Annotated in this window: 13 protein-coding genes and 1 pseudogene; 4 read left to right on the forward strand and 10 right to left on the reverse strand. The window is 72.8% G+C overall.

All coding sequences use genetic code 11. The features are described 5' to 3' along the window. The first annotated feature begins 113 nt into the window (after positions 1 to 113). Positions 114 to 1,001 carry a fructosamine kinase family protein gene (locus ACFWPI_RS36035; RefSeq protein ID WP_380378261.1) on the forward strand — a complete coding sequence of 296 codons (888 nt, stop codon included), beginning with the start codon at positions 114 to 116 and terminating at the stop codon, positions 999 to 1,001. 39 nt (positions 1,002 to 1,040) lie between these two features. On the opposite strand, the gene ACFWPI_RS36040 is transcribed toward ACFWPI_RS36035, so the two are convergent. From ACFWPI_RS36040 to ACFWPI_RS36060, 5 genes are all read right to left on the reverse strand, one after another. Continuing rightward, positions 1,041 to 1,532: a cupin domain-containing protein gene (locus ACFWPI_RS36040; protein ID WP_380378259.1), complete on the reverse strand. Its 492-nt coding sequence runs from the start codon at positions 1,530 to 1,532 to the stop codon at positions 1,041 to 1,043. After that, positions 1,525 to 2,427 carry an NAD(P)H-binding protein gene (locus ACFWPI_RS36045; protein ID WP_380378258.1) on the reverse strand — a complete coding sequence of 301 codons (903 nt, stop codon included), beginning with the start codon at positions 2,425 to 2,427 and terminating at the stop codon, positions 1,525 to 1,527. Before ACFWPI_RS36045 ends, ACFWPI_RS36040 begins: the two co-directional genes overlap by 8 nt. Then, entirely contained in the window at positions 2,424 to 3,017 is a 594-nt protein-coding gene (locus ACFWPI_RS36050; RefSeq protein ID WP_380378256.1) for a PadR family transcriptional regulator, read from the reverse strand. Before ACFWPI_RS36050 ends, ACFWPI_RS36045 begins: the two co-directional genes overlap by 4 nt. Before the next feature lie 846 nt (positions 3,018 to 3,863). Continuing rightward, positions 3,864 to 4,073 carry a DUF397 domain-containing protein gene (locus ACFWPI_RS36055; RefSeq protein WP_063353001.1) on the reverse strand — a complete coding sequence of 70 codons (210 nt, stop codon included), beginning with the start codon at positions 4,071 to 4,073 and terminating at the stop codon, positions 3,864 to 3,866. Positions 4,074 to 4,097: 24 nt separating this feature from the next. Beyond that, positions 4,098 to 4,961: a helix-turn-helix transcriptional regulator gene (locus ACFWPI_RS36060; protein WP_063353000.1), complete on the reverse strand. Its 864-nt coding sequence runs from the start codon at positions 4,959 to 4,961 to the stop codon at positions 4,098 to 4,100. A gap of 262 nt (positions 4,962 to 5,223) precedes the next feature. Between ACFWPI_RS36060 and ACFWPI_RS36065 the strand changes: the two genes are divergently transcribed. The 3 genes from ACFWPI_RS36065 to ACFWPI_RS36075 are packed head-to-tail and all read left to right on the forward strand — an operon-like array spanning position 5,224 to position 6,208. Continuing rightward, on the forward strand, positions 5,224 to 5,664 hold the full coding sequence (locus tag ACFWPI_RS36065) for an ATP-binding protein (protein ID WP_380378255.1): 441 nt from the start codon (positions 5,224 to 5,226) through the stop codon (positions 5,662 to 5,664). Continuing rightward, on the forward strand, positions 5,661 to 6,017 hold the full coding sequence (locus ACFWPI_RS36070) for a hypothetical protein (RefSeq protein WP_380378253.1): 357 nt from the start codon (positions 5,661 to 5,663) through the stop codon (positions 6,015 to 6,017). The genes ACFWPI_RS36065 and ACFWPI_RS36070 overlap by 4 nt, the downstream gene beginning before the upstream one ends. Further along, positions 6,014 to 6,208, forward strand: coding sequence for a hypothetical protein (locus ACFWPI_RS36075; RefSeq protein WP_380378252.1), 195 nt, complete (start codon positions 6,014 to 6,016; stop codon positions 6,206 to 6,208). The genes ACFWPI_RS36070 and ACFWPI_RS36075 overlap by 4 nt, the downstream gene beginning before the upstream one ends. 67 nt (positions 6,209 to 6,275) lie before the next feature. On the opposite strand, the gene ACFWPI_RS36080 is transcribed toward ACFWPI_RS36075, so the two are convergent. The 5 genes and pseudogenes from ACFWPI_RS36080 to ACFWPI_RS36100 form a co-directional block, all read right to left on the reverse strand. Further along, a complete protein-coding gene (locus ACFWPI_RS36080; RefSeq protein WP_380378250.1) occupies positions 6,276 to 6,854 on the reverse strand; it encodes a maleylpyruvate isomerase N-terminal domain-containing protein in 579 nt (192 codons plus the stop codon). Positions 6,855 to 6,906: 52 nt separating this feature from the next. Beyond that, positions 6,907 to 7,748: pseudogene (locus tag ACFWPI_RS36085) on the reverse strand (IS630 family transposase); the annotation flags it as partial. A gap of 14 nt (positions 7,749 to 7,762) precedes the next feature. Beyond that, a complete protein-coding gene (locus tag ACFWPI_RS36090; RefSeq protein WP_380378248.1) occupies positions 7,763 to 8,290 on the reverse strand; it encodes a hypothetical protein in 528 nt (175 codons plus the stop codon). Positions 8,291 to 8,480: 190 nt separating this feature from the next. Further along, on the reverse strand, positions 8,481 to 9,596 hold the full coding sequence (locus tag ACFWPI_RS36095; protein ID WP_380378246.1) for a hypothetical protein: 1,116 nt from the start codon (positions 9,594 to 9,596) through the stop codon (positions 8,481 to 8,483). 162 nt (positions 9,597 to 9,758) lie between these two features. Next, positions 9,759 to 10,301: a DUF1707 domain-containing protein gene (locus tag ACFWPI_RS36100; protein WP_380378244.1), complete on the reverse strand. Its 543-nt coding sequence runs from the start codon at positions 10,299 to 10,301 to the stop codon at positions 9,759 to 9,761. Positions 10,302 to 10,406 lie beyond the last annotated feature (105 nt).

Consider the following 10,406-nt stretch of genomic DNA (forward strand, 5'->3'; position numbering starts at 1 on the left):
GGACTGTACCGCGCCCCCGGCAGGCCTGGCGCGGGCCCTGCCGCTACCCCTGGGGCGGCGAAATCCGGTGCCGGCCGGAGTCGGTGGCGCCGGGCGCGGGGAAGGGGCCCGCCATGGAAGATCTTGCACAGAACATCGATGAGGCGGCCGCCGGACAGGACGGCCCGCCGCCGCACCTGCTCCCCGGCCCGCCGGCGCACGCGGTGCGCCTGGCCGGCGGCGCCGCGAACACCGTCTGGCTGGTCACCCTGGCCGACGGCGGGCGCGTGGTGGTGAAATCCACCCCGGCACTGGCCCCCGACGCGTACGCGAAGGAGGCCCGGGGCCTGCAGGCCCTGCGCACCCACGGCGCCCTGCCGACCCCGCGGGTGCCGGCCCTGCACCCGGACGGCCTGGTCCTGGAAGCCCTCGAACAGCCGCCCGCGCACGACACCGCCTTCTGGGAACGCGCCGCACACGCGCTGGCCGGCCTGCACACCACCACCGGACAGCGCTTCGGCTGGGCCGAGGACGGCCGGCTCGGCCGCCTGGCACAGCGCAACCCCTGGACCCAGGACGGACACGAGCTCTTCGCCCGCCACCGCCTGCTGCGCTACCTCGACGAACCCCTGGCACGCCAGGCACTCGGACCCCGGGGCCGCGCCGACCTGGAACGCATCTGCGACCGGCTGCCCCGACTCCTCCCCGCCGCACCGCCCGTCCTCACCCGCGGCGACCTGTGGCACGCCAACATCCTCGCCCGCCCGGACGCGGCACCGGCGTTCATCGACCCGGCGGTGTCCTGGACATGGGCGGAGACGGACCTGAGCATGATGTTCTGCACCGGCGGCGTCCCCGCCCGCTTCTTCGACGCCTGCCGCGAACACCACCCCCTCACCGACGGCTGGCAGCACCGCATGCGGCTGCTCCACCTGCGCGAACAGCTCAGCTGCGCCGCCCACTTCGGCGCACGCGACGGCCACACCGGCGACCTCCTCGACGTGCTGCGCACCTACCGGTAGCGCGGCCGCCCGTCCGGCCCGGCGCCCGCTGCGCCGTCCTCAGCGGCCTTCTCGTCTGTGGTGGTCCTGCGGTGCGTCGGGGACCAGTTCCTGGTCGTAGCGGGCCAGGAGGGTCTGCATCGTCCGGCGGTCCGGGCGGCCGCCGGCGGCGAGGGCGGCGGCCTCGATGAAGAACTCCTCGAAGCCGGCCGGGGTCAGCGTCACCAGGATCGTGGCGGGGGTGTCGCCGATCGCGGTGAAGGAGTGCGGGTGGGTGCGCGGGACGTGCAGGAAGCCGCCGGGGCCCGCCTCGGTGGTGTGCGCGCCGCACCGCAGGCGGAACGCGCCGCTGACGACGTAGAACGTCTCGTCGTGGCCGCGGTGCAGGTGCAGGGGCGCGCCCTGGCCGGGTTCGAAGGTGGACTCCAGGACGGCGATCGATCCGCCGCTCTGGGCGCCCGCGAGTTTGACGACGTACGGGCTGCCCGGCACGTGGTGGCGCCCGCCGTGTCCGGGGGCCAGGGCGACGGGTTCGCGGTGGGGGTCAGCCACGGCCGGGCTCCCGGCCGGGCTGCCCGCCGGGTTCCGCGCCGGGTTCCCTGGTGAACTCCTCGCGGTGGCGTTCGGCCCAGGTTCGGAACGGTGTCGCGGCGCGGCCGGTGAGCTGCTGGACCGCGGGCGTGACGGTCGCGGCGAACGGTTCGAGGGAGGCGGCGCGCAGCGCCATGACCGCGTCGGCGGTCTCCGGGCGCAGTCCGTGGTCCAGGAGTGCCTGGCGGGCGGCGGGGGGTGGGATCTCGGTGAAGTCCAGGGGGGTGCCCAGGACTTCGGCGAGCGTCGTGGTCATCTCGCCGGGGGTGAGGGCCTGGGGGCCGGTCAGCAGGTGGGCCCGGCCGTCGTGTCCGGGTTCGGTCAGGGCGTGGGCGGCGGCCGCGGCGATGTCGGCGGGGTCGATGACGGACACCCGGCCGGCGGCGAACGGGGCCCGGACGGTGCGGGTCGCGCGGATCGCTCCGGCCCAGGCGAGGGTGTTGGACATGAAGCCCATCGGGCGCAGGAACGTCCATGCCAGGCCGCTGTCCTGGACGGCCTGTTCGCCCGCGCGGTGCCAGCGGGCGACGGGGTCGTCCGCGTCCGGGTCGGCGGCCCGGCCGGAGGACAGCTTGACGACGGCCTCGGCGCCGGCGCGGGCGGCCGCGGCGGCGAGGTTGGCGTCGTGGCGCGGGATGTCGGGGCCGTCGGAGAGCAGGAACACCTTGCGCACGCCCCGCAGGGCGGCGGCCAGGCTGTCCGGCTCGCCGAGGTCGGCGCCGACGACGTCCACGCCGCCTGGCAGGCGGGCCCGTTCGGGGCGGCGGGTGGCGGCGCGCACGGGGGCGCCGAGGGCGGCCAGGTGGCCGACGAGGGCGCGGCCGACGGTGCCGGTCGCGCCGGTCACGAGTATCACGGGGTCCTCCGGGTGTCCTTCGGCAGGCTGTTCTTCGGCAGGGTGCCCTTCGGCAGGGTGTTCTTGGTCAGGGTGTCGAGCAGGTCGTCGTGCCAGGCCAGGTCGGCCTTCAGGCGGGCGAGGCAGTGCTCGAAGATCCACGGTTCCAGGCCGGTCAGGTCGGGCCGGGCGGCCTCGAACTGCTCATCGAACAGGGTCACTTGGTCGGCCACGGCCTGCCGGCGCGCGGCGACGGCCCCGGCGAGGTCCTCGTCCGTGAGGTCCGCGGTGTACTGCAGGGCCAGGTCGACCGGGTCGGGCAGCAGGCGCACCTTGCGCAGGGCGGCGTCGCGCAGGGCGGCGAGCTCCCGGCGGCCCTGGTCGGTGATCGCGTAGACGGTCCGCTCGGGCGGGTTGCCGACCTTCTCGTTGCGCACTACCTCGACCAGGCCGTCGTCGGCCATCCGGTGCAGGACGCTGTAGAGCGATCCGGGTTTGACGTCGGTCCACAGCTCGGTGCGGTCGAGCTGGGCCGCCTGGCGGATCTGGTAGCCGTGCATGGGGCCGCCCCGGGCCAGCGCGCTGAGTGCGAAGAGTCGCGAAGTGCTCACATTGCTAGTCGAACACGACTACAGGTCATAGTCAAACGCGATTATGGGTGCGGGTGCGGGTGCGGCGTGGGAAGTCGGCCGGTCCGACTTCCCGCGCCGACGGGTCCGTTGCCGGGGCGGGTGCGACTCGGGGCGAATCGTTCCTGCGGCCCCGTTGCTCCCCGCAAGGGGCCGCCGGTACAACAGAATTGGCCGTGCCGGCGGTCTCCAACACCTGCGCAGGGAGGTCGTGGCCACCGTGGTGCGGGTCGGGCGGGCTGGTCGGGTCGGAGCTTGTGGGCTCGGTACGCCGATGGGGTCGGCGGGGCGGGTCGTCGGGCCGGACGGCATCCCCGTGGTGCTGCGGCTGTACGGACCTGTCCACGGCCTTCCGCCGGACGGCGGCGCGGCCTATTCCGACGGCTTTCCGGTCTTTCTCGTGCTCGTTGTTCTGTTCGGCCTGGTGATCCTGCCGGTCGAGGCGGTGGGGTGGGTGCGTGGGACGCCTCGCTACCGGTTGAGCGTCGAGGTCGGCGGGCCGCGGCCGCGCAGTCTCGTGCTCGGTTTCAAGTCCAGGGCGCAGGCGCGGGATTGCCGCCGGAGCCTGGCTGTCGGCGTCGGCGAGCACGGCGGGGGAGCGGTGCCCCGCACCCCGCAGGGCGGCGAGGGCGGACTGAAGCGCGAGAAGTCGGCCGGTCCGACTTCCTGCGCGGAACCACCGGTTTGCTGCGGGCCCGCGCCCTGCCGGGTCGCCTGTTCGGCTCCCGCTCAGAGGCCTGGTGGATCCGCTGGGACGGGTCCTTGGCGCTCACGGTACGTCGCAGCCCCGGCCGCGCGGCCGGGGCTGCGACGGGGGTGGCTGGCGGGTCAGGCGGTGGGGAAGTCGCCAGCCTTGACCCCGGTGAGGAAAGCGGACCAGGCGTCGGCCGGGAAGACCAAGGCCGGGCCGCTGGGGTCCTTCGAGTCGCGGACGGCCATGCCGCCAGCGACGACGTTCCCCGCCTCGACGCACTCGTTCGCCTGTGCGCTGTAGCTGCTCTTGTACCAGCCCCGAGCGGAGATCTTCGGCTTGGTCATGCGCTCACCCTCTTGTCTGATCTCTTAACTCGCTGTCTCTGCCGCGATTGCGGTGATCATATCCAGCGACTGGGCGGGGTTCAGGGCTGACGATCGCAGGTCCTCGAAGACGAGCCCGTAGCCGTCGAGTTCTGCCTCTCGTTCCAGGTAATGGCTGCTCGTCAGATTCTCCAGAAACACTGCTCCCGAGGTAGGGGAGCCAGTGAATCCGTACATCACGAATGCCCCGCAGGCGCCAGCGGTCGGACCGATGTCGAGCGGAACCACTTGCAAGGTGACGTTGGGGAGTTGCGCCGCTTCGACGAGGTAGCCCAGTTGCGCGCGGTGTGCATCGGCGCCGCCCACCGGGCATCGGAGGGCCGGCTCCCAGATGATCGCGCAGAGTCGGGCCGGATCGGGCTTGGTCAGAACCTCCTTGCGTTCCATCCGGAGCCTGACCAACTGGTCGATGCGTTCCGGGCGGACAACAGCCGGGTTGGCCTGAAGCAGAGCGCGGGTGTAGTCCTCGGTCTGCAACAGGCCTGGCAGGACCAGTGGCTGCCAGTTCCGGATGTAGCGAGCGTCTGCTTCCAGATCGAGGAAGTCCACATAGGCGGGCGGGATCGTATCGCCGTGGTCGTGCCACCAGCCGCGCTTCTTGCTGTCGCGGGCCAGCGTCTCAAGGGAATCGCGGTCCCTCGGCTCCGTGACGCCGTACAGGTCCATCAGGACGCCGAGGTCCAGTCGGCGGATCCCGACCGCGCCGGTCTCTATCCGGCTGATCTTCGCGCGCGAGCACGCGAGCGCGGACGCGGCGTCCTCGGTGGTCCTGTTCGCTGATTCCCGGAGCCGACGGAGCTCCGACCCCAGGCGGCGGCCGCGGACGGTCGGCCTCGGTTCGTCGGTCATGCGCGATTCCTCCCTTGAACTGCCCAGTCTGCCCCGTGACGGACCGTCGGGGCCACGCGCCTCGCAAATCTGCACGGTTGCAGTCGTTCTTGTTGCAGACAGCATTGGCGCAGTGGCATGCTACAGGGAGTAGTCCATGAAAGACACAGCGTGATCTTGATGGATCGTTACCCGGGCATCCCCATGCCCGCCGACGGTCCTCGGGCCTTGCCTCACGTGCCCGGATCACGCTTTCCCGCTCCGCCGCCGAGGAGGCGTCGCCATGTCCGAAACGCCGAAGATCCCGCCCCCCGCCGTGGGGGAGTACTCCTGCTGGCTGTCGCGCCACCAGAAGTCCGTGCCCATTGCGCGGGGGCTGCTGCGAGGCTTCCTCTCCGACCACCAGGGGGGTGAACTGTTCTTCGACTACTCCGGGTTGGTGCTCGGCGAACTCGTCACCAACGCCGTCCAGCACGCCCGCACCCCGTCCGACCGGCTGCTGTTCGTGCGCTTCGCCCTCTCGGCCGACGACCTCAGGATCGAGGTCCACGACGCCGACTCCCGGCAGCCCGTGCTGCGTCGCGTCAACGGGGACGAGGAATGCGGGCGGGGGCTGTGGCTGGTGTCCGAACTCGCCCTCCAATGGGGCTGCCGACCGTGCGCGGGCGGGGTCGGCAAAGCGGTGTGGGCGGTCCTCGGACCCCAGAGCGGCGCCGCCGCGTGACCACCATCGCGCCGCGCGACTACCCGCACCCGGTCACCGTCGAGATCGGCGGCGTCACCGAGACCGCCACCTTCACCCGGCTCGCCGACGCCCTGGCGGCCGTGCGCACCGCCCTGGCCCGCCTTCCCCTCGACGACGACCACGCCGCCTACCTCGCCGACCTGTTCGCCCCCGAATCCACCGCCCTCATCTCCCGCCGGCTGACCGACTTCGGCGCGCTGCGCACGATCGCCTTCGTCGGCATCCACGCCCACCCCATCCACCTGCGCCCCGCCGAAAGCCCCGCCGGCCCCGAAAGCCCCGACGGCACCGGCAGCACCGCAGACGCCGACGAGCTCCCGGACCCGACGTGAGGCGCAGCTGCGCCCGGGTCGTGAGGTGGTGGTGCCTGCGCGGCCAGTTCTCCCTGCCCGTGCGGGCGTTGAGTCCGGGGCGCCGCGCCGCCCACGCCGAGATACGGCGCTGGGCGGCCGCCCCGGGCAGTGCCGAGGCCCTGCTGCGGGCCGTCGCCGACCGCGCCGCCCGCCAGGCGCCCTCGCGCTAGTTGTGCTGTGACCGGGACCGTTCGCCGTGGATGGGGGCGCCTCTCAGTCTTCCTGCGAGAGGTCTGATCACTCGGCCACTGCCGCGCGCCAGATCCATGAGGTGCGGCGGGGGCGGTCTTCCAGATCGCCCCGGCCGGTGCACCAGAGGAGGACATGGGCCGGGTCACCGGGTGGAGCTTCGGGGAAGAGCCGGTGGAGTACCGCCGCGCAGAGCGGCGCCGGGGGCAGCCATGGCACGCCCAGCCCCTGGGTGATGTCGTGGGTGTGCAGGAGCACCTCGGCGACACCCATTGCCGCAAAGCCTGACGAGTCGCAAGGACCCCAGTGCCAGGCCCGCGCCTCCGGGCTGGCCGTGGCCAGTGCACTGCCGAGCAGCCCTGCGCAGGCGGTGACCACCTGGAGCACCTCGCGTGGGGAGCTGTCCGGGCGGACGGCGAGGTCGAAGGGCAGGTAGGCGTCCGTCGGGCGTGCGGCGATCTGCCCGGCGTAGGCCAGCAGGTCATGGGCGATGTGGGCGGCCGTCGTCCAGCAGCTCCATTCCAGCGGACCTGCCGGTACCGACCAGTCCTCCGCGTCGTGCGGGCCAAGTACCCGCATCATCTCGGTCACGGCCTCGTTGACGTCTCGGTTGTCGATGTAGCGCATCCGGCGATGCTACGGCTGCGACAGGAGGGTTCATCCGCCACGGTTGGGCTTCCGCGCTTGCGAGGGGGCGTCCGCCCCGGCGGAGGCCCTTCTCGCCGGGGATGCGTGCGCGTTCACGGCGTTGGGCGGCCAGGACGTCGGGGTGGCGGGGTGGCGGGCGTTGGCGTTGCGCCAACGGAGGCGGCGGTGCAGTTCACGGTTCTGGACGGGGCGGTTGGGGTGGCTGGAGTTGGCGAGGGTGAACTGGCGCAGCGGTCCGAAGTGCGCCTCGACGGGGTCGGCCCAGGAGGCGTTGGTCGGGGTGAAGCACAGCTCCACCTTGTTCTTCCGGGCCCACTGGCGGATCTCGGCGCCCTTGTGCGTGGAGAGGTTGTCCACGATCGCGTAGATCGGGGCGCCGTCGGGGCGGGCGGCGCGGATCGACTTGAGCGCGGCCAGGCTATCGGCGGTGCCCTTGCGGCGACGGTTGACGCCCCAGAGGGTGTCATCGCCGATGGAGTAGCAGCCGTGGAAGTAGGTCATGCCGTGGGTGTGGTGGTAGGTCGCCGGGACCCGGTCCGGCCGGCCCTGCTCGGCCCAGCAGGATCCGCCGGTCGGGCGTATGCCGAGCGGCCCGAACTCGTCGAACGAGAAAACGCGGTCAGGGAAGCGGTCCGGGACGTGCTCGATCCGGTCCAGCTCGGCGTCGCGGCCGGGGTCGGTGGACTCCTTCCAGGTCTTGGCCCGCCGGAAGGTGGCGCCGCGTCGGGCGGGCAGGCAGCGCAGGGCCTCGCGGTCGATGCGGATCACCCGGCCGTGGACCTTGCGGATGTAGGCGGCGAGCTTGCGGATGGACCAGCGGGTGAAGGGCTGGGCGAGCTTGGTCGGGCGGGTGGCGGCCGTCTGGACGACGAACATTGGATGGGATGTCAGCCCCCGTCCAATCGGCCCCAGCCTTCGCCCAGGCAGGAAGCCGGTGAACCTATGCGGTCAGAGCGCTGGCGTCCGTCCCGCGCTGCTGCGGGGCGGAGAACGGGATCGATCCCGGCCAGACTGTCGCGCAGCCGACGGGCCCCCAGGGCGACGCGGTCGTCGGCGGCCCGCGACAGCTCCTCGCACAGCCGTACCGCGTCGTCCCGGTCGTCGGCGAAGACGCCGAACACATCGCGGACCGCGGTGTGGATCCAGTCGCCGTGGTTGTCGTCGGCCACTGCCAGTGCGGACGCGACGATCGCCAGCCCGGCCAGGTCGTTTCGCCGCAGCAGGGCTTGTGCGCTCACCCGGGTGACGAAGGTGTCGCCTGCGTCGAGCACGAGCGCCAGCAGCGGCCCGCAGGCCTCCCTCAGCTCGGCGAAGCCTGCCAGGGCGCGACCGGCGTCCGCCCGGTCGCGGTAGTCGCGGCTGCGCCCGAGCTCGGCCAGCGCCGCGACGGCCGCCCGCCGCATGTCCCCGTCCATCTGTCTGTCCACCCCTTCCGAGAGGTCCGGCGAAAGTACCACCGGGGCGCTCCGCGGGCTGATCCGCCAAGATCGGCCGGACAGGGCCTAGCCGCAATGCCACTGACTTTGCGGTCCTCCGCGACCCTCCGACCGAGGCATCGCCACAGGTCAGCGGCTCGTGATCGCTGTTAAGTCAGTGGCATTGGACCTAGCCGAACAGGACGGCCAGCCGGGTCCGGTCGTCCTCGGGCCGCAGGAGCAGCGCGTGGCTCCTGCCGCTCGCGGCCGCGCCGACGAGGACCGGCAGTCCCCAGTCGGCTCCCAAGCGCGTCTCGCGTCCCGTGACGGAGTCGCGGTAGCGGTCTGGAGCGCCGGCCCACAGCGCGACCGGGGTGGCGCCGTCCAGGACCAGCAGGCCGTTCGTGTGCTCCGTCGTGAAGCGCAGCGCGTGGTGCCCGGGGCCGTGGACCGGCCAGACCGCGAAGGGCCCGTCCGGCAGAACGCCGGCCGGAGCAGTGGACCGGGCGCCGGTGCCGTCGAGGCGGACCGCGCTGACCCGGCCGTCGTCGGCGACGGAGTACAGCAGCGCCGAGCCGTCGGAGTGGGCTTCGGCGAGCAGCAGAAACGCCTCCTCGGGGTCCCGCAGGACGGGACGTTCCCGCTCGACGGCGAGGGTGTCCGGGGTGAGGATGCGCAGCGTCGCGGGTCCCGCCGGATCCGCGTCCAGCGCGAGTACTGCCAGCTGCGCCCCGTCGGTGCATACCACCGCGTACTGCGACTGAGGCAACGGCAGCCGCACCGGGCGGCGGACCCGCCACCGGGGCCCGCCGGCGCCGGACTCCAGGTCTGCCGCCTGGACCCGGGACGGCCGGCGTTCGTCGAAGACGTCGTCCAGGTGCCAGAAGGCACGGTCGCCGATCCACCCGACGAAGTCGCCCGCGAAGGCGGAGGTGCGCGGCGGTTGTTCCCACCTGCCCCGTCCCCGCAACGGCAGGAGGGTGTCGGGCTCTTGGTCCACGCCGTCCTGGAGCACGGACATCCGAACCCAGGGGTTGCCGTCCGGGCCGGTGTACAGGGCTGGATTGACGCCCTCGTGCTCCACCGTGATCTCCTCCACACCGTCCGGACCGACCGTCAGGTAGAGGGTGTCGTCGCCGCCGTCCGCCCTGTGCCGGTTGGCGGCGACCACCACCGCCTCGCCCGCTCCACCGCAGACGCTGCGGAACGACAGCCCGCCCTCGTCCCTCAGGGTGACCAGCCGAGCGCCGGAGGCCGTGTCGATCCGCCACTCGACCGGCGAGGAAGCGGAGGTCAGTTCACGCATGCAGCCCATCTTAGGGAGGAGGCCGGTCGGGCCGACGGCGCGGCGAGCGGGACGCGGCGGCCCGCACGGCCGTCCCCCGGCGGTCACACCGCTGTTCGCGCAGCACGACCACCGCGTCGTCGCCCTGATCCAGTTGCGGCGCCGGTCGGCCGGGCCGGGGCCTCAGCGCCGAGCGTGGCGGACCTTCAGCCGTCCGAACCCGGTGGTCCCGGAGATCCGGATGGTGGGGCCGCCGGGGGTGGGGTGCCGCGGGGGCTTGTAGCGGGCCTCCTTCCAGCCGGCGTGCATGCCCTCGATGTCGACGACCGCGTCGTGGGGCACCGTGATCCTGGCGCCGCCGGTGCCGAGTTGCAGTTCGATGTCGACGACCGGGTGCTCGAAGATCGCCCGGGACAGGTCCAGGTGCACCCTGCCGAGCGCGGAGGCGACCTTGAGGGTCCGGGGTACCCGCCAGGCGCCGCTGCGCCGGATGCGTCCCGTGGCGGCGCCGATCGTCGTCTCGGTGCCCGCGCCGGGCTCGGGGAGCGAGGCCAGGGACCGTGCGAGTGCGCCCTGCGTCCTGGCGGTGAGCGCCTGGTCGAGGCGTTCGTCCATCTCCTCGTGGGAGATGCGCCCTTGGCTGTACGCCTCTTGCAGGCGTTGCACGGCCGTGTCGCGGTCGTCGTCGCCGGCCAGGGGCGAGAGGTCTTCCGGCAGCGAGGTCACCGCCACAGCCTAGTACTGCAACCGCATCTGGGGGGTGTGTCCTCGGCGTTTGTAGTGGGAGTTGCGGGCGCGGGCTTGGCTTCGTCGTCGGAAGTGTGACCAGTG

Source organism: Kitasatospora sp. NPDC058492 (genome assembly GCF_042720685.1).
Classification (GTDB): Bacteria; Actinomycetota; Actinomycetes; order Streptomycetales; family Streptomycetaceae; genus Kitasatospora.